An 18,311-nucleotide genomic window follows, 5' to 3' on the forward strand; every position below is an offset into this window, starting at 1 on the left:
GCTTCCCCCTAGATCCGGGTCCAGTCGAGGACCACTTTGCCGCCTTCGCCGTGCCGGGCGATGTCGAACCCGCGCTGCCACTCGGCGGCCGGGAGCACGTCCGTGATCACCGAGGATATCGCCTGGTGCAGTGCGGGGCTGGATGAGAGCATGGCGCTCATCGCGTACCAGGTTTCGAACATCTCGCGGCCGTAGATGCCCTTCAGCGTGAGCATGTGCGTGACCACCTTGGCCCAGTCGATGCTGATGTCTTCGGCCGGCAGCCCCAGCAGCGCGATTCGTCCGCCGTGGGTCATGTTGTCGATCATCGCCTGCAGCGCCGAGCCGCGGCCGGACATCTCCAGTCCAATGTCGAAGCCTTCGGCCAGATCCAGCTGCCGCTGTGCTTCCGCCACCCTGGTCTGGCTCACATCGACCACCATGTCGGCGCCCATCTTTTTGGCCAGTTCCAGTCTCGAGGCTGACACATCCGTGACAGCGACCTTGCGCGCGCCGGCGTGCCGGACCACCGCAATCGCCATCAGTCCGATGGGCCCGGCACCGGTGATCAGGACGTCTTCGCCGACCAGCGGGAAGCTCAGGGCAGTGTGGACGGCGTTGCCGAACGGATCGAAGATGGCGCCCAGTTCCGGCGTGACCTTTGGATCAGTGTGCACCCAGACGTTGGTTTCCGGTATCACCACATATTCGGCGAAGGCGCCGTCCCGCTGCACTCCCACGCTGATCGTGCGAATGCACATCTGCCGACGGCCGGCCCGGCAGTTGCGGCAGGTGCCGCAGACGATGTGCCCTTCGCCCGAGACCCGGTTCCCGATCTGGACGTCCCGCACGCCGGGGCCCGCGGCCACCACTTCGCCGTAGAACTCGTGGCCGGGGATCAGCGGACTGGTGACCGAGCCCTCCGCCCAGTCGTCCCACGCCTGGATGTGCAGGTCAGTGCCGCAGATGCCGGTGGTCAGTACCTTGATCTTGACCTCGCCGAAGCCGGGTTCTGGCTCCGGTCGGTCCACCAGCTCAAAGCCGGCCTGTGGGCCGGGCTTGAAGAGCGCCTTCATGCGTTGTCCTTATCTCTTGGTCCGGCCGGGATCACGCGGCCGCCCGGACGGTGGTCCGGGTCACTAGGCCAACTCTACGTAAGTGCCCCGACGAAGTGGAGCGCGTCACACTGCGCGTTCGGCGTGCGGCGCGGTAGCTTTGCTGGCAAGTACTTCCTCTATCCCTTTCGACGTGAGCGAGAGCTGCCCATGGCAACCAGGACCCATCAGATCCTTCCGGCGATCGCCGACGATCCATACTCCGACGATGTGCTGGCCGACCCGTACACCTTGTTCGGCCGGATGCGGGCAGCCGGCCCGGCGGTCTGGCTGGAGAAGTACCAGGTGCCGGCCTTCGCGCGCTACGCGGAGTGCCGCGACATCCTCGCCGACCATGGGACCTTCATCTCCGGCGCCGGTGTGGGTCCCAAGGACCTGTTGAAGGAACCAAACTGGCGGCCGCAGGGCATCCTTGAGTCCGACCCGCCGCGGCACACCGTGATGCGGGACGCCATGGCCGGGGTGATCTCGCCCAAGGGGACGCGGGCGCTGCGGGCCGGATTCGAAGCCTTCGCGGCACAACTGCTCCCGGAGCTGCTGGAGCGTGGTTCGATCGACGGCGTCAAGGACCTGGCCGAGGTGTTCCCGCTCCGGGCGTTTGGCGACGCCGTCGGCATTCCGCAGGAGGGCCGTGAGGAGAACCTGCTGACCCATGGGGCGATGAACTTCAGCCACTTCGGCCCGGAAAACGAACGCCACCGCTACTACTTCGAACAAGGTGCCGGAACACCGGAATGGGTGATGGACCGGACGCGGCGGGAAAACCTCAGCCCCGGAGGCATGGGCGAACAACTGTGGCAGTACGTGGACAGCGGCGACCTGCCGGCGGAGATGGCCCCGCTGGTGGTCAGGGCCCTGCTGTCCGCGGGCCTGGATACCACCGTGATCGGCATCGGCAACGCCCTCAAGCTGTTTGCCGAACATCCGGAACAATGGAGCATCCTGCGGGACAACCCGCGGATGGTATCGCTGGCCATCAATGAGGTGCTGCGCTTCGAGTCCCCGTTCCAGTCGTTCTACCGGACCACGTCCGCCGACACACAGATCGCCGGCGTCAGCCTGCCGGCCGGCAGCAAGCTGGCCTTGTTCCTGGGCTCGGCCAACCGGGACGAGGCCCAGTTCGGTCCGGATGCGGACGTCTTTCGGATTGAACGCGATGCCGCCAGCATGATCGCGTTCGGCAACGGCATCCACCGCTGCGTCGGCCAGCCCATCACCCGGCTGGAGATGCATGTTGTCCTGACCTGGCTGGCCCACAACGTGGAGCGGATCGAGCCTGCCGGCGAACCGGCGCCGTACCTGCACAACACGCTGAAGGGCTACAGTTCGCTGCCCTTGCGGCTGCTGCCGGCCTGAGCCCGGCCCGGTGGAACCTCCCGACTACCGCAGGCTAGACTGTGACTCCTGCCACAGATCCGTGGCAGTGATCCGGTACAAGGGGGATCTCCAGTGCCGCACTCTGCCCAGCCAACGTCCCGGCCCGTGCAGGACCGAGCCTACAAGGCCCACGAAGGGCTTGATCCGGACGGGCTGACCGGCCGTTCCGGAAGCTTGCGCCTCGGTGCCCTGCGCCCGGTGGTCCGCGACTCGTGGCAGCGGTCGTTGCGGCACGCTGGCGATCCGGACCGTGCGCTGGCGCGGCTGGTGCTGGCCGACGACGAACTGGACGCCTTCCGCCGGGACCATCCGCTGGCCGCCATCATGCCGGTCTTCAGCCGGCTGCTGGTGGAACCCAGCCACGAGGCGGGAATGCTGGTGGCTGTTGGGGACCAACACGGCCGGCTGCTCTGGGTGGACGGCGACACCCGGCTCAGGGAACGCGCGGAGGGCATGATGTTCATGCCGGGCACCGACTGGTCCGAGGCGGCGGTGGGCACCAGCGCCCCCGGCACTGCCCTCGCCCTGGGCCAAGGGGTGCAGATCGCCGGCGCCGAACACTTCAGCCGGGCGGTCCATTCGTGGAGCTGCACCGCCGTCCCCATCCACGATCCTGATTCCGGCGCTGTCCTCGGCGTGGTGGATCTGACCGGCCGGGAGGAAGCCGCCGCCCCACACACGCTCTCGTTGGTCCGGGCGGCGGTGGCTGCGGCCGAAGCCGAGCTGCGGATCATCCGCCTGCAGGCCGGGACCAGCAGCCGCGCGGCCACTCAAAAGCCAGCCAGCCTCACCATCACGGGCCGCGACCATGGCCTGCTGGAGCTGGCCGGTCGGCGGATCGAACTGTCCCAGCGGCACACCGAGATCCTCACCCTGTTGGCCCTGCACCCCGCCGGTCTGACGGCCGAGCAACTGGCCGACCAGCTCAACCCGCACGCCCGCGGCGCCACCCTGCGGGCCGAGATGGTCCGGCTGCGCAAACTGCTGGCCGGCATCAGCGCGGCCGCAGTGCCCGAATCGCGGCCGTACCGCCTGCCCCAGCCGCTGGCCGTCGACGCGCAGCGGGTCCTGCAGTGCCTGGCCCGCGGCTCCTACCGCCAGGCCCTCGATCTGTACCAAGGCCAGCTCGTTCCGGGGTCGGAGGCGCCGGGCGTTGTCGATTTCCGCCACCGTGTCAGCGCCACGCTGCGCGAGTCGGTGCTCAGCAATGCCTCCACGGAGACGGTGATGCGCTACCTGCAACTGCCTGAGGCCAAGAACGACGGCGATGCCTGGCTGGCGGCGCTCCGCCTCCTGCCGCCGCGCTCACCCAAGCGGGCCGGCGTCGTCGCCCGCTTGGAGCAGTTGGAGGCCGGAGGCGGCTGACCACGCCCGACGCCCCTGCCGGCCCGTCCCTCCGGGGAACGGTTAGCGAACCACGCGGAACCGTAGGTGGGTCTCGCTGGCGTAGGCGGCCGTCTCCATCCGCTCTAAGGCGATGCGTTCACCCAGCCCGCCGAAGAGCGGGATCCCGTCACCGAGCAGCAGGGGCAGCATGTGCAGCTGGATTTCATCCACCAGCCCCAGGGCGAGGCACTGCCGCGAGATGCTGCCGCCCAACAGGCTGACGGTTTTATCGCCGGCAGCCTGCTTGGCGGCGGCAACCGCCTCTCTGATGTCGTCGACCACAAAGGTATACGTCGTGCCGTCTTTTTCAACCGGTTCGTGGGCGCTGTGCGTCATCAGGTAGACCGGCACCTTCAGCAGACCGCCGTAGGGCATCTCCCCTTCTTCGATGGTCTGCGTCTTGTTCGCGCCGCCCACCACGGCGCCTATCTCCTCCCAGATGTTGTTCACCACCGCCCGGTCCTCGTCCGCAGCCTCAACATCGAACATCCAGTCGACGCCGCCTGCGGTGTCCGCCATAAAGCCGTCGAGCGTTACCGTCGCATGAACCATGACATTCCCCATGACCTTCTCCATTCGTTGACCGGTGTCCGTGGCGACGCGCCCATCCGGAAGGGCTCGAGGTGGCCCCACGCTACCGTCGCGGCCCCGATGAATCCACGTTCTGCCGTCCTGTCCGGCCCGGCCATAGCGCCGGCGGTGCAGGATGCCGGGGTGCAACCTCGATGCAACCTTCACTTCCCTAGGCTCGTCAGCACAGACAGTGCAGTCTGCCGGACCGGCGTGGTCCGGAACCGAAGCCGAAGGAGTCGACATGACTGTTTACGCCCAGCCCGGAACCGAGGGATCACCGGTCAGCTTCAAGCAGCGCTACGAGAACTGGATCGGCGGAGAATGGGTCGCCCCGGTGAAGAACCAGTACTTCGAGAACATCTCCCCCGTGACCGGCAAGCCGTTCTGCGAGGTGGCACGCGGCACCGCCGAGGACATTGATCTGGCCCTCGACGCCGCACACAAGGCGGCACCGTCCTGGGGCAAGACGTCGGTAGCGGACCGGGCGGCGGTGTTGAACCGGATCGCCGACCGGATCGAGGAGAACCTCGAACTGCTGGCCGTGGCGGAAACCTGGGATAACGGCAAGGCCGTGCGAGAGACGCTGGCGGCGGACATCCCGCTGGCCGCCGACCACTTCCGCTACTTCGCCTCCGCCATCCGTGCGCAGGAGGGCCGGCTCTCCCAGCTCGACGACGACACCACCGCCTATCACTACCACGAGCCGCTGGGTGTGGTCGGCCAGATCATTCCGTGGAACTTCCCCATCCTGATGGCCACCTGGAAGCTGGCGCCCGCACTCGCGGCGGGCAACGCCGTCGTGCTTAAGCCTGCGGAGCAGACCCCGGCATCCATTCTGGTGCTGATGGAACTGATCGCGGACATCCTGCCGGCCGGCGTGGTCAACGTGGTCAACGGCTTCGGCGTGGAGGCGGGCAAGCCGCTGGCCTCCAGCCCGCGGATCCGCAAGATCGCCTTCACCGGCGAGACCACCACCGGCCGGCTGATCAGCCAGTACGCCTCACAGAACCTGATCCCGGTCACGCTGGAACTGGGCGGCAAGAGCCCGAACATCTTCTTCTCCGACGTGGCGTCGGAGAACGACGCGTTCTACGACAAGGCGCTGGAGGGCTTCACCCTGTTCGCGTTCAACCAGGGCGAGGTCTGCACCTGCCCGTCCAGGGCGCTGGTGCAGGATTCCATCTACGACTCATTCATGGCCGATGCGCTGGCGCGGACCGAGGCGATCATCCAGGGCAATCCGCTGGACACGGACACCCAGATCGGCGCGCAGGCCTCCAACGACCAATTGGAGAAGATCCTGTCATACATGGACATCGGCAAGCAGGAGGGGGCAAAGGTCCTGACCGGCGGCGGGCGCAACATCCTGGACGGGGACCTGGCCGAGGGCTACTACGTGAAGCCGACCATCTTCGAGGGCAACAACAGCATGCGCATCTTCCAGGAGGAGATCTTCGGGCCGGTCGTCTCGGTGACCCGGTTCGGCGGCTACGAGGAGGCCCTGGAGATCGCGAACGACACCCTCTACGGGCTGGGCGCCGGCGTCTGGAGCCGCAACGGAAACGTGGCCTACCGCGCCGGCCGCGAAATCCAGGCCGGCCGGGTGTGGGTGAACAACTACCACGCCTACCCGGCAGGAGCGGCGTTCGGTGGCTATAAGTCCTCCGGCATCGGCCGCGAAAACCACGCGATGATGCTCGACCACTACCAGCAGACCAAGAACCTACTGGTCAGCTACAACGAGAACAAGCTCGGCTTCTTCTAGAGACAGGTCCGCTCATGGCGTCGGCTTCACCGCAGCGGCAGGATGCATCCAGCCCTCCCGCTGCACAACACGAGGCGGCGCTCGAGGCCACGGCAGCGCTGCCCGGGGAAGACTTTTCCCGGGTGGCGCTGACCGGTCCGGCCGTCGGGTTGCTGCAAAAACTTTGGGATACCCACGGGCAACTGATGTTCCACCAATCCGGGGGCTGCTGCGACGGATCGTCGCCGATGTGCTATCCGGCCGGCGAATTTCTCACGGCAGATGCGGATGTGCTGCTGGGAACGTTCGACCTTCCGGACCGCGGAAGCCTTGACTTCTGGATGTCTCGGGAGCAGTTCGCGTACTGGAAGCACACGCATCTGACGGTGGACGTGGTGGACGGGCGCGGCAGCGGGTTCTCCGTGGAGGCCCCCGAGGGCAAGCGTTTCCTGATCCGCTCCCGGCTCTTCGACAGCTGATCCGGGCGCCGTCGCTCGGCCGCCTGCCAGCAGCGCGGGCGGCCGCCTGCCAGCAGCGCGGGCGGCCGCCTGCCACCGGCGTGGGCGGCCGCGCGATTCTAGTGCTCGAAAAGACAGAAGGGGTGGCCGGCCGGGTCGAAGTACACGCGGACGTCGTCCTGAGGTTGGAATGCCGCCAGTTCGGCGCCGACGGCTTCCGCATGGGCGCAGGCCGCGGCCAGGTCATCGACCAGAAGGTCCAGGTGCACCAGCATCTGTTGCTCACCGGGCCGCTCCGGCCAGACCGGCCTGCGGTAGCCATCTTCCAGTTGGAAGGACAACCCGGGACCGCCGGTTGGATTGGCCAGCGTGACCCAATCCGGCTCCTTGGTCCGTATCTCCCAGCCCAGAAGCCGGCCGTAGAAGTCGGCCAGTGCCAACGGATCGGGTGCGCCCAAAACGGTGGCGTGCAGCCGCAATCCTTCGCCTCCGGGCATCGCTACTCCTCCAACCCAGCAACCTGTTCCGCAGTCCCGTCATGCTACTGCGGGTTCGGTTTGACCGCCTAGCTGTCGGACAGGACCTCGGCCAGCGCGCGCTCCCCGACGCCGCGCAACAGCCGGTTGTCGTCGGAGGTGGCCAGCAGCGCCGTCGCCATTGCCAGCGCCCAGCCGCGTCCGCGCTGCCAGGTCTCCGGTGCCACGTCGGTGCGCGATTCGACCGCGGCGATGAAGTCCCGGCGTCCCACGCCGTCGAACACCAGCCAGGCGGCGGCCAGATCAGTGGCCGGATCGCCCGCGGTGATGTCGCCGAAGTCGATCACCGCGGCCAGCCGGGTGCCGTCCACGATCAGGTTGCCCGGGTGGAGGTCGCCATGCAGCCACAGCGCGGGTCCGTCCCAGGCCGGCAACCCCGCCAGCTGCCGCCATAGCGCCGCGACGCGCTCTGGCTGCGGGACCAGGCCCGAATCCAGGCGCTGCAGGATGGCGGCATTGCGCGAGGTCAGCGGGACCCCGCGGACCGGGTTCATCGGCGCGCCAGACGGCGCGGGAACGTGCAGCGCAGCCACGAACGCAGCCAGCCCGGGGGCCAGCGAGCGCCGCTCCTCCGCGCGCAGGCGCAAGGCCGGCCTGCCTTCGAGCCACGGCACCACCGACCAGGACCAGGGATAGTACGACGACGGCCTGCCGCAGCGCACCGGGGCAGGCACGGCCACCGGCAGGTCCGGGGCCAGCGACGGCAGCCACTGCTGTTCGTTCACCACCAGTTCCGCGGCCGCCTCGCGACGCGGCAGCCTGATGGCCAACTCGGCGCCGAGTTTGAACGTGACGTTGTCCCAGCCGTTGGCCACTCGCACCAAGGGCAGCCGGGCCAGGTCCGGAAACTGGTCGGATAGCAACCGCTGCACCAAGTCATTGGTGACGTCGATTTCCGCAGCGGGCATCAAGGCCATCTGTTTCAGTACTTCCTTCAATCGATAGGCAAAACCCGCCAGCGGCCCGGGCGATTACCGGCCGAAAGTTCTGAAGCGGGACTTCCATCAGATCATCCGCGGGCGCCCGGGGCCAGCCGGACACGCTGCTGCACACCACACTCGACGGCGCCGTCAACACCGACAACGCCCCCGCCGGTGACGGCAGGGGCGTTGTCAACAACAGGCCGTGGCCTGAGGAACCGCTAGGTCAGCGGCGTCGGTCCGATGTCGCTGCCGGTGGACGTGCCCCGACCGGTGCGGACGACGCGCTGAGGAACCGGGCCGATATCGGTGCGAGCCGATCCCAGAGCAATCCTGTGCATGAGTTCTCCCCTAACTAGGCCTGAACGCCGAGGCGTTCGAAAATGAGTTCACGGACGCGGCCGGCGTCGGCCTGTCCGCGGGTGGCCTTCATGACCCCGCCCACAATGGCTCCGGCGGCCTGGACCTTGCCGCCGCGGATCTTCTCCGCCACGTCCGGCTGTGCGGCCAGCGCGGCGTCGATCGCATCCAGCAGCGCCGAATCGTCGGACACCACGGCCAGTCCGCGCTTGTCCACGACCTCTTCCGGGCTGCCTTCACCGGCGAGCACGCCGTCGAGCACCTGGCGGGCCAGTTTGTCGTTGATCTTGCCGGCCTGCACCAGGCGGTCCAGCTCGACCACGGTCTGCGGGCTCACGCCCAGCTCCGACGGTTCGACCTCGGCTTCCTTGGCCCGGCGGGAAATCTCGCCCATCCACCACTTCCGGGCCACTGCCGCAGAGGCACCGGCTGCGATGGTCTCCTCGATCGATTCCATCACGCCGGCGTTGACCACGTCGCGGAATTCGGCATCCGAGTAGCCCCAGTCGGCCTTCAGCCGCTTGCGCCGTTCGGCCGGCGGCTCCGGCAACCGGGACCGCAGTTCCTCGATCCACGCTTCGGTGGTGACGACGGGCACCAGGTCCGGTTCCGGGAAATAGCGGTAGTCGTCGGCGTCCGACTTCGGCCGGCCGGAGGTCGTGGACCGGGTGTCCTCGTGCCAGTGGCGGGTTTCCTGGACAACCTTCTGGCCGGATTCCAGCACCGCCGCGTGACGCTCGATCTCGAAGCGGACCGCGCGCTCGACCGCCCGCAGCGAGTTCACGTTCTTGGTCTCCGAGCGGATGCCAAACTGCGTGGCGCCCTTCGGCATCAGGGACACGTTGGCGTCGCAGCGGACGTTGCCGCGTTCCATCCGGGCATCCGAGACGCCCAGGTTTTTGACAATCTCGCGGATGGCTGCCACGTAGGCACGGGCCAGCCCGGGGGCACGGGAGCCGGCTCCGACGATCGGCTTGGTGACGATCTCCACCAGCGGCACGCCGGCGCGGTTGTAGTCCACCAGCGAGTACTCGGCACCTTGGATGCGCCCGGTGGCGCCGCCCAGGTGGGTGAGCTTGCCGGCGTCCTCTTCCATATGTGCGCGTTCGATCTCCACGCGGAACACTTCGCCGTCTTCCAGCTCGATGTCCAAGTAGCCGTCGTAGCAGATCGGATCCTCGTACTGGGAAGTCTGGAAGTTCTTCGGGGTATCCGGATAGAAGTAGTTCTTCCGGGCGAAGAAGCAGGATTCGGCGATCTTGCAGTTCAGCGCCAGACCGATCATGATCGAGTACTCCACCGCCGACTTGTTGACCACCGGCAGCGTACCGGGCAGGCCAAGGTCCACCGGCGACACGTTCGTGTTCGGCACATCGCCGAACGCGTTCGGCGCCGCCGAGAACATCTTCGTCTTGGTGTTCAGCTCAACATGAACCTCGAAGCCGAGGACCGGATCGTACTTGGCCATCGCTTCGTCGAAGGCGACCAGTTCTTGAGTTTCAGCCATTTACTTCACACCTCCGAGAGCGGGAGCCTGGGCCAGCAGCGGGCCGCCCCACGTGGCTTCCAACAGGTTTTCGAGGCCGGCGCCTGCGCGGTACAGGCGGGCATCTTCACGGGCCGGAGCCAGGAACTGGATGCCCACCGGCAGTCCGTCGGCCAGACCGCCCGGCACCGAAATGCCCGGGACACCGGCCAGGTTCGCAGGAATGGTGGCCACGTCGTTGAGGTACATGGCCATCGGATCGTCCAGCTTTTCGCCCAGCTTGAAGGCCGTGGTCGGCGCGGTCGGAGAGATCAGCACGTCGGCGGTTTCAAAAGCCGCGGCGAAATCGCGCTGCACGAGGGTGCGGACCTTCTGCGCCGAGCCGTAGTAGGCGTCGTAGTAGCCCGCGGACAGGGCGTAGGTGCCCAGGATAATGCGGCGTTTGACCTCGTCGCCGAAGCCGGCCGCCCGGGTGGCCCCCATGACGCGTTCGATGGTCATCGCGCCGTCCTCGGGCAGCACCCGGTGCCCATAGCGGACGCCGTCATACTTGGCCAGGTTGGAGGAGGCCTCCGAAGGCATGACCAGATAGTAGGCGCCCAGCGCGTACTTGAAGTTCGGGCAGGACACCTCCACCACGTTGGCGCCGGCGCCGCGCAGCAACTCGAGTGCCTCGTCGAAGCGTGCCTGTACGCCGGCGGAGTAGCCTTCGCCCTGCAGTTCCTTGATCACGCCGATGCGCATGCCGCGCACATCGCCGCTCCGGGCGGCCTCAACCAGCGCACCGACCGGATCGGTCAGCGAGGTGGAGTCGGCCGGGTCGTGCCCGCCGATGACCTCGTGCAGCAGCGCGGCATCCAGCACGGTCCGGGTGACCGGCCCGATCTGGTCCAGTGACGACGCCATCGCGATGGCGCCGTAGCGGGAGACTCCGCCGTAGGTCGGCTTCACGCCCACCGAACCGGTCACCGCGGCCGGCTGCCGGATCGATCCGCCGGTGTCCGTGCCCAGCGCCAGCGGTGCCTCGAAGGCCGAGACCGCCGCCGCTGAACCGCCGCCGGAACCGCCGGGGATCCGCTCCAGGTCCCACGGGTTGCGGGTGGGGCCAAAGGCCGAGTGCTCGGTGGAGGAACCCATGGCGAATTCGTCCAAGTTGGTCTTACCCAGCATCGGCATCTGCGCCGCACGGATCTTCTTGATCACGGTGGCGTCGTAGGGGCTCATCCAGCCCTCGAGCATCTTCGAGCCGGCGGTGGTGGGCTGGCCGACGGTGACAATCAGGTCCTTGATCGCAATCGGGACGCCGGCCAGCGCAGGCAGCTCTTCGCCGGCGGCGCGGGCCTTGTCCACGTCCGCCGCGACGGCGAGCGCCTCATCGGTGTTCACGTGCAGGAAGGCGTTGACGTCGCCGTCGACCGCGGCAATTCGGTCCAGGTGCGCCTGGGTAACCTCGGTCGACGAGACCTCGGAGGCGGCCAGCAGTTCCGCCAGTTTCGCGGCGCTGTGCGTAATCAGTTCAGTCATGGGTGCGTCCTACTCCTCGTCCAGGATCGCCGGAACCTTGAACCGGCCATCGGCCGCGTCCGGTGCGTTCGCCAGTGCCAGTTCCTGGCTCAAGGTCTCCCCCACCAAGTCCTCGCGGAACACGTTGGTCAGCGGGATCGGGTGTGACGTCGCCGGCACGTCGGGCCGGGCAACTTCCTGGACGGACTTGATCGAATCGACAATAACGTCGAGTTCCCCGGCCATTTTGTCCAGTTCTTCGGCGGTCATCTCAATGTGGGCCAGGCGCGCCAGATGCGCCACCGCCGCACGATTGATCTCAGACATGAGTCTCCTACGCGGATGGATTGCTTTTCCAGTTCAGTCTACCGGCGCGGAAAGGTCCGGAGTCGCCAAGCGGGCAGGGCATCCGACGGCGGCTGCCTCCCCGGCCGCAAGGCGGCGGCGTGATCACGTTGACTGCCATCTGCCCAGTGCCTAGACTGGCGCCCCGTCCGCGGCGAGGAGGCCTGAATGCGTGCGGCTCGATTGGCAGCAGCAGCCCTCGGCGCCCTGCTGCTCTCATGCTGCGGCACGCTTCCGCCCAGTTCCCCCGCTCCGGCACCGCAGACCAGCGTTCCGGGCACGGCAAGCCAGCCGCCGCCCGCCTCGAATCCGGCCGGCAACGCCGCCCCACCCGCCGGGACAGACGGCACCAGGTCGGTGGACTTCGCGGCAGCCGGAGATTTCGGCGACGGCCAGGCCGCCGCGAAAGTCCTGGACGCGATGGCCGGCAGCACATCACAGTTCGGCCTTGCGCTCGGAGACCTGTCCTATGGAAGCCGAGGCACGGAATCGGCGTGGTGCAGTTTCGTCACGGACCACTTGGGGCCGGACCTTCCGTTGCAGTTGCTCTCCGGCAACCACGAAAGCGACGGCCGGAACGGTTCCATCGATGCATTCGCGGACTGCCTGCCTCCGCGTTTGCCCGGCGTCCACGGCGATTACGGGCGCCAATGGTTCGTGGACATCCCGCAGCAGCATCCGGTGCTGCGGTTGATCATGATTTCGCCGGGCTTGCGGTTCGCGGATTCCGGCCGGTGGGACTACCGGCCCGGAAACGAGCACTACAACTGGACGGCGTCGGCCATCGACTCCGCCCGTGATGCGGACATCCCGTGGGTCGTGGTGGCCTCGCACCTGCCGTGCCTGACGATGGGCCGCTACGAGTGCGATCCGGGTTCCGCCGTGACGAATCTGCTGCTGGACAAAAAGGTGGACCTGGTCCTTAACGGGCACGAGCACCTCTACCAGCGCACCCATCAACTGGCGCTGGGCCCCGGCTGTCCCTCGCTGGTGCCGGCGAAGAGCAGCAGCGCTTGCATCGCGGACACCGACGGCGACTTCGAGTCCGCGGCCGGCACGGTCTTTGCGACCGTCGGCACCGGCGGGCGGCCGCTGCGCGACGTCAACACCAAGGATGCCGAAGTGCCGTACTTTGCCGCCTATTCGGGAAGGAATGCGGACCCGACGCATGGGTTTCTGCAGATCCGGGCAACCGACGACTTACTCCTCGCCCAGTTCGTCCGTGCCGACGGCGGCGATTTCGCCGACTCCTTCACGATGCGCAGGCCCTGAGCCCGCTCCGTCCCACCGACGCGACTGCGGGGCGGCAGGTCGGCAGTACGGCGGGGCGGCGGTACCGCGGGGGCGGCGGGCTAGAGCCGCTTGACGAAGACCAGCAGCCGGATCTCGGTGCCGGGCACCGGCCAGTCCCGCTCCGGTACGCGGTCAAACCCGAGTGACTCATACAGCCGGTGCGCTGCGGTCCAGTCGCTGCCGGTGGTCAGGCTCACCGCGTCAATTCCGTCCAGCGTGCGGGCATGGGCCACGATCGCTTCCACCAGCGCCCGCCCGACACCGGACCGCTGCAGCCCCGGGTCGACCGCCAGCATCCGGAACTCCAGCTCACCCTCCCGGGCGATGTCCGCATACTCCCCGCCCGCTTGCGCCAGCGTCACCGCGCCGGCCACGTGCCCGCCGCGCTCGGCCACCCAGATTTCCGCGCGTGCGGCCCGGTGCGCCACGTCGGAGACATGCACCAGGTAGGGGTGGTCTGCGGCCGGGAAATGACCGGCGGCGAGGTACGCCTCGCGCGTCAGGCGCTCCACGTCGTCGTAATCGGCAGCGGTGGCGGGGCGGATGGTGATGTGCATGTGCTGGGGCGGGTCCTCGCGGGAAAAGGGGAAAGCACGACGGCGGTGCGTGCCCTACCAGTTTCGCGCACCCCGCGTGGTGCGCGCCAATGCGGTGCCCAGTCCGGTGATCGACCAAAGGCGCTTGCTCCTGGAGATCCGTGGTCTCCACGCGGTCGCTGGCGCTCCCTTGGTCGACCACCGAGGTGCGGTCGCTGGCGCTCCCTTGGTCGACCACCGAGGTACGGTCGCTGGCGCTCCCTTGGTCGACCACCGAGGTGCGGGCATTGGTATGGCGGCCCGGGCGGCTGCTCCGGTTCCGGTTCAGCCGGGCTGAGGGTCGGAGAGAGGCCCGGGACGCTGCTCGGGCCGGCCGCGCCGCGGCGCAGCCGGCGGGTCAGGCAGCGGCAGCAGCTCGGGATTGACCTGCCGTTGCAGGGCGGCAAGCGCCTCGGCAGGCAGGGCCAACAGGCCGTCCAGCTCTTTGCGCGCCCGGCTGTAGGCCAGTTGCCGCTCGGCCGGAGTGGCAGCCCGGTCCACGGCGATGGTGAGCAGCCGGCGGGCGGTATTCAGCCGCAACCGTTCCGGGCCGCTGAAGTGCTGGTCGCGGATCCGGCGGGCTTCGCGTTCGGCTATGTCGAAGGCGACCTCATAGGCGCGCACCGCCTCTCGATATTCGCGCAGCCGCTCGTCGGTGGCGATCTCCCGCGCGGTGACCGGAAGCAGCCCGTCCGCGGTCCGTTTGGCGCGCAGGAAGGCCACGGTGAGCGGTTCACGAACGTCGGACATCATCGGGTAGTCGATCAGTTTCGCCACATCCAGCTCATAGTCCAGCCAGCGCACGTTGACCGCGTGATGGTCCGCCATCAGTTTCTCGGTATCGCGCAGCCGCTGCTGCTGGGCGGCCGCGGCGGCTTGCCGGCGGTCCGCCTCCCGCCGGGCGGCCTCCGACCACGCGGATTCGCGGCGCTGGCCGCCCGCCCGGTTCCGGGCCTGCTGGCGCCTGGCGCGTTTGGCGCGCTGCCCCATGCCGGAGACCACGGCGAAGCCAACCCAGATGAACCACCAGGGAAAACCATCGGCGAAAAACTCGTTCATGGCCGCTCCACACGTCCATGCTCCCATGGCACGTGATGCGAGTCACGCCTGCGTTTCCGGTTCGGACCTGCGGCAGGCCGCTGGACTATTGCCCCGGCGCCCGGCGGTACGCGCTTCCGTCCGGCTCGCGGACCAGGAAGCCGTAGTCCACCATGGCGCGCCGGAGCATCGGCACGTCCTCCGTGAAGGCGGCCAGCCTGGCATTGAGTTCCTTCTCGGCCAGCGTTTCTCCGGCGGCGCTGACGCGGTCGCGGAGATAACCCAGGAGTTCCAGCCGGTCGGCCGCGCGGTGCGGCAGCACCACCAGCCCGCCGGCAAGGAAGCGCTCCGGGCCGGTGGGTTCCGGCGTCCGTGCCGACGCCAGTGCTTCCTTGAAAATGTCCGGCGCAATGGTGAGGGCACCGCCGTCGTCCATCACCAAGCCGGCGTCGAGCAGCTTCTGCCGTTCCTTGGCGGTCATCTCGGGCTGCTGGCCCAGCACCAGGACAGCGTAGAGTCCGCGCAGCCGATGACTGGCCAGCGTGGAGAGGATCCGCTGCCAGCTGACGTCGGCGGCCGGCCGCTCCGCCGTCATACTGTGCCGGTTTCCAGCAGTCGGCGGAACCCGTCCTCGTCCAGGACCGGCAGGCCGAGGGCTTCGGCCTTGTCCAGTTTGGTCCCGGCGTTCTCGCCGGCCACCACGTAGCTGGTGTTTTTCGAGACGGATCCGGAGGCCTTGCCGCCGCGGATAATGATCGCTTCCTTGGCCTCGTCGCGGCTGAAGTTCGGCAACGTGCCGGTCACCACCACGGTCAGTCCCTCCAGCGTGCGCGGCGTGCTCTCGTCCACCTCGTCGGCCATCCGCACGCCGGCTTCCGCCCAGGCGTCCACGATCCCGGCGTGCCAGTCCACGGCGAACCACTCCTTCAGAGCGGCAGCGATGGTCGGGCCTACGCCGTCCACATGCGCCAACTGTTCCTCGCTGGCTGCCCGGATGGCGTCCATCGACCCGAAGGCGGTGGCCAGTGCACGCGAAGCCGTGGGTCCGACATGGCGGATGGACAGGGCGACCAGCACTCGCCACAGCGGCTGCGTCTTGGCCTTCTGGAGTTCCTCGAACAGCTTCTTGGTGTTGGCGGTGGGGACCGACGGTTTCTTGGCTGTGCCCTTGGTGTAGAAGTAGGGCACCAATTCCATCTCGCCGGTCGGCACGCCCTTGGTCTTCTTTTCGCGGCGGATCCGCACATCCGCCAGGTCCTCGGGCTTGAGGCTGAAGATCCCGGCCTCGTTGGTCAGCGGCGCCTGCTCGGGTTCGGCCGGGCGGGTCAGCGCCAGCGCGGCCTCGTAGCCCAGGGCTTCAATGTCGAACGCGCCGCGGCCGGCGAGGTGGGCCACCCGTTCCGTCAGCTGGGCGGGGCAGGACTTGGCGTTCGGGCAGCGTAAATCGACGTCGCCCTCCTTGCCGGGGGCCAGCGGCGTGCCGCAGGAGGGGCAGTCGGTGGGCATGACGAAGTCGCGGACCGGCGGATCCTGCGCCTCGCGCAGCGCCATGACCGGGCCGACGATCTCCGGGATCACGTCGCCGGCCTTGCGCAGCACCACGATGTCGCCGATCTTCACGCCTTTGGCCTTGACCACGTCCTGGTTGTGCAGCGTGGCCATCTCCACGGTGGAGCCGGCCACCTTCACCGGTTCCATCACGCCGTAGGGCGTGACCCGGCCGGTGCGGCCCACGTTCACGCGGATGTCCAGCAGTTTGGTGTGGACTTCCTCCGGCGGGTACTTGTAGGCCACGGACCAGCGCGGCACGCGGGAGGTGTGGCCGAGCGCGCGCTGCAGGCCGAAATCGTCCACCTTGACCACGATGCCGTCGATTTCGTGCAGCAGGTCGTGCCGGTGCTCGCCGTAGTGCTCGATGAAGGCGAGCACGTCCTCGTAGCTGTCCACCACTTTGAAGTAGGGGCTGGTGGGCAGGCCCCAGCCGCTGAGCAGGGCGTAGGTGTCCGATTGGCTTTCCGCGTCGAGTCCTTCGCGGGCGCCGATTCCGTGCACGAACATGTGCAGCGGCCGTTCCGCCGTGACCTTCGGGTCTTTCTGGCGGAGCGATCCGGCCGCGGAGTTGCGCGGGTTGGCGAAGGGCGCCTTGCCGGCTTCCACCATCCGTTCGTTCAGGGCCAGGAAGTCTTTGGTGGGGATGAAGATTTCGCCGCGGATCTCCACCTCGGCCGGAAAGTTGCTGCCGGTGAGCTTGCGCGGAATGTCCCCAATGGTCAGCACATTGTGGGTAATGTCTTCGCCGGTGGTCCCATCGCCGCGGGTCGCCGCCCGGACCAGTTCGCCGTCGCGGTAGAGCAGGTTGACGGCCAGTCCGTCGATCTTCACCTCGCTGAGCCAGCGCAGTTTCCTCCCGTTGCCCAGGTTCGCCACGGAGGCGCTGGCGCGGTCCACCCAGGCCTTCAGTTCCTCCAGCGAGAAGACGTCCTCCAGCGAGTACATCCGCTGCAGGTGCTCCACCGGGGCGAACGCGGCCGAGACCTCGCCGCCGACTTCCTGGGTGGGCGAGTCGTTGGCCACCAGTTCCGGGTGCAGCGCCTCGATTTCTTCCAGCCGCCGGTACAGCGCGTCGAATTCGGCATCCGAGACCAGCGGGGCGTCCTCGTTGTAGTACGCGTAGCGGTACTTGCGGACGTTCTCGGTCAGCTGCTCGTATTCGTCCCGGATCTCATCGCTCGGAATCTCGTTGGCAGATGTTTCGACTGTGCTCACCTGACTATCTTGCCCCAGGAGCCCGGTTCAGGCGACGACGGCGGTGCCGCGGCCCGCCGGCGACGTCACGTTGCGCTCAGTCTTCGGCATCCAACTGTTGGTCGAGCAGCGCCAGGTCCGCCGCGGTGACCAGATGGGACGTCACTGCGTGTTCCACCAGCCGCGCGCGCCGGTTGGTGGCGAGCTTGCCGCCGCCACCGCGCAGCCCGGCGACGCCCACGCGGTCCAATTTGTCGCAGACGTTGTCCAGCTTGCGGTTGAACTTGGTCAACGGCCAGCCCAGCCGGGCGGCCGCCTGCGAGGACGACGGAATCGAGCTCAGCCCGGTGCCATCCCGCTTGAGCATGGGTTCGGCCAGGGCCAGGATCAGCGCCTTCTGCGAGTCGGTGAAGATCACCGGCCCGATGGTGGTCTCCCCCACCGCGTCCGTGTCCCGGTGTTCCTGGCGGAAGGAGGGCGTTTTGACGTGGACGGACAACTCGTACGTGGTCGGGCCGGCAGTGAACACGATATTCGTCAGGCTGAAGACCAGCGGGATCCGTGCGCCCGGCGCCAGCCAGGCCTGCATGCCGCCGGTGGAATCGGCGACGGTGGCCGAGATCAGGGACCCTACGTTGGCCAACCACCAGATGTCGTCGTAACGGGCGACCTGCAGGAACTTGCGGTGCAAGTACGGATTGTCGTCGATCTCCAGATCGCCTTCGCGACCAATGGTGAACACGTCGTCGTCCTTGGGTTCATACCATTCCCCGCAGAACTCAATGCTCACATCCGCCACCGGAAGCCCCCTTGATGTTGTGTTGACCGAACGGGTCGACGCGAGTTGATCGTTTCATGGACCCGCCTTCTAACTCTAT

Annotated in this window: 17 protein-coding genes; 5 read left to right on the top strand and 12 right to left on the bottom strand. The window is 67.7% G+C overall.

The genetic code is table 11. The annotated features are described in order from the left end of the window. Positions 1-8: 8 nt before the first annotated feature. On the bottom strand, positions 9-1,055 hold the full coding sequence (gene tdh, locus ACMX2H_RS04440; protein ID WP_414959148.1) for an L-threonine 3-dehydrogenase: 1,047 nt from the start codon (positions 1,053-1,055) through the stop codon (positions 9-11). 189 nt (positions 1,056-1,244) lie between these two features. On the opposite strand from tdh, the gene ACMX2H_RS04445 reads away from it, so the two are divergent. Beyond that, entirely contained in the window at positions 1,245-2,450 is a 1,206-nt protein-coding gene (locus ACMX2H_RS04445) for a cytochrome P450 (protein WP_414959149.1), read from the top strand. 93 nt (positions 2,451-2,543) lie between these two features. After that, positions 2,544-3,836 (top strand): helix-turn-helix domain-containing protein, encoded by a 1,293-nt coding sequence (locus tag ACMX2H_RS04450; RefSeq protein ID WP_414959150.1) that lies wholly within the window; start codon positions 2,544-2,546, stop codon positions 3,834-3,836. 42 nt (positions 3,837-3,878) lie between these two features. On the opposite strand, the gene ACMX2H_RS04455 is transcribed toward ACMX2H_RS04450, so the two are convergent. After that, positions 3,879-4,433: a dihydrofolate reductase family protein gene (locus ACMX2H_RS04455; protein WP_414959151.1), complete on the bottom strand. Its 555-nt coding sequence runs from the start codon at positions 4,431-4,433 to the stop codon at positions 3,879-3,881. Between the two features lie 238 nt (positions 4,434-4,671). On the opposite strand from ACMX2H_RS04455, the gene exaC reads away from it, so the two are divergent. After that, complete coding sequence (gene exaC / locus ACMX2H_RS04460) at positions 4,672-6,195, top strand: acetaldehyde dehydrogenase ExaC (RefSeq protein WP_414959152.1); 1,524 nt, start codon at positions 4,672-4,674, stop codon at positions 6,193-6,195. 14 nt (positions 6,196-6,209) lie between these two features. After that, positions 6,210-6,653 (top strand): DUF779 domain-containing protein, encoded by a 444-nt coding sequence (locus tag ACMX2H_RS04465; RefSeq protein WP_414959153.1) that lies wholly within the window; start codon positions 6,210-6,212, stop codon positions 6,651-6,653. A gap of 98 nt (positions 6,654-6,751) precedes the next feature. Here the strand turns inward: ACMX2H_RS04465 and ACMX2H_RS04470 are convergent, their stop codons facing one another. The 5 genes from ACMX2H_RS04470 to gatC form a co-directional block, all read right to left on the bottom strand. Further along, positions 6,752-7,129 (bottom strand): VOC family protein, encoded by a 378-nt coding sequence (locus ACMX2H_RS04470; protein ID WP_414959154.1) that lies wholly within the window; start codon positions 7,127-7,129, stop codon positions 6,752-6,754. 68 nt (positions 7,130-7,197) lie between these two features. Further along, the gene (locus ACMX2H_RS04475) at positions 7,198-8,085 is read right to left on the bottom strand and encodes an aminoglycoside phosphotransferase family protein (protein WP_414959155.1); all 888 of its coding nucleotides are present in this window, start codon (positions 8,083-8,085) and stop codon (positions 7,198-7,200) included. A gap of 358 nt (positions 8,086-8,443) precedes the next feature. After that, positions 8,444-9,955 (bottom strand): Asp-tRNA(Asn)/Glu-tRNA(Gln) amidotransferase subunit GatB, encoded by a 1,512-nt coding sequence (gene gatB, locus ACMX2H_RS04480; protein ID WP_414959156.1) that lies wholly within the window; start codon positions 9,953-9,955, stop codon positions 8,444-8,446. Beyond that, complete coding sequence (gene gatA, locus ACMX2H_RS04485; protein ID WP_414959157.1) at positions 9,956-11,458, bottom strand: Asp-tRNA(Asn)/Glu-tRNA(Gln) amidotransferase subunit GatA; 1,503 nt, start codon at positions 11,456-11,458, stop codon at positions 9,956-9,958. Between the two features lie 9 nt (positions 11,459-11,467). Next, complete coding sequence (gatC, locus tag ACMX2H_RS04490) at positions 11,468-11,764, bottom strand: Asp-tRNA(Asn)/Glu-tRNA(Gln) amidotransferase subunit GatC (protein WP_414959158.1); 297 nt, start codon at positions 11,762-11,764, stop codon at positions 11,468-11,470. A 186-nt stretch (positions 11,765-11,950) separates the two neighbouring features. Between gatC and ACMX2H_RS04495 the strand changes: the two genes are divergently transcribed. Next, complete coding sequence (locus ACMX2H_RS04495) at positions 11,951-13,054, top strand: metallophosphoesterase (RefSeq protein WP_414959160.1); 1,104 nt, start codon at positions 11,951-11,953, stop codon at positions 13,052-13,054. Between the two features lie 80 nt (positions 13,055-13,134). Here the strand turns inward: ACMX2H_RS04495 and ACMX2H_RS04500 are convergent, their stop codons facing one another. The 5 genes from ACMX2H_RS04500 to ACMX2H_RS04520 form a co-directional block, all read right to left on the bottom strand. Further along, positions 13,135-13,632: a GNAT family N-acetyltransferase gene (locus ACMX2H_RS04500; RefSeq protein ID WP_414959161.1), complete on the bottom strand. Its 498-nt coding sequence runs from the start codon at positions 13,630-13,632 to the stop codon at positions 13,135-13,137. Positions 13,633-13,935: 303 nt separating this feature from the next. Beyond that, on the bottom strand, positions 13,936-14,709 hold the full coding sequence (locus ACMX2H_RS04505) for a hypothetical protein (RefSeq protein WP_414959163.1): 774 nt from the start codon (positions 14,707-14,709) through the stop codon (positions 13,936-13,938). Between the two features lie 85 nt (positions 14,710-14,794). Then, complete coding sequence (locus tag ACMX2H_RS04510; protein WP_414959164.1) at positions 14,795-15,283, bottom strand: DUF2087 domain-containing protein; 489 nt, start codon at positions 15,281-15,283, stop codon at positions 14,795-14,797. Further along, on the bottom strand, positions 15,280-17,454 hold the full coding sequence (gene ligA, locus ACMX2H_RS04515; RefSeq protein ID WP_414959165.1) for an NAD-dependent DNA ligase LigA: 2,175 nt from the start codon (positions 17,452-17,454) through the stop codon (positions 15,280-15,282). The genes ACMX2H_RS04510 and ligA overlap by 4 nt, the downstream gene beginning before the upstream one ends. 76 nt (positions 17,455-17,530) lie before the next feature. Further along, positions 17,531-18,232 (bottom strand): hypothetical protein, encoded by a 702-nt coding sequence (locus ACMX2H_RS04520; RefSeq protein ID WP_136784224.1) that lies wholly within the window; start codon positions 18,230-18,232, stop codon positions 17,531-17,533. Between the last annotated feature and the right edge of the window lie 79 nt (positions 18,233-18,311).

Source organism: Arthrobacter sulfonylureivorans, from assembly GCF_047607445.1.
Lineage (GTDB): Bacteria > Actinomycetota > Actinomycetes > Actinomycetales > Micrococcaceae > Crystallibacter > Crystallibacter sulfonylureivorans_A.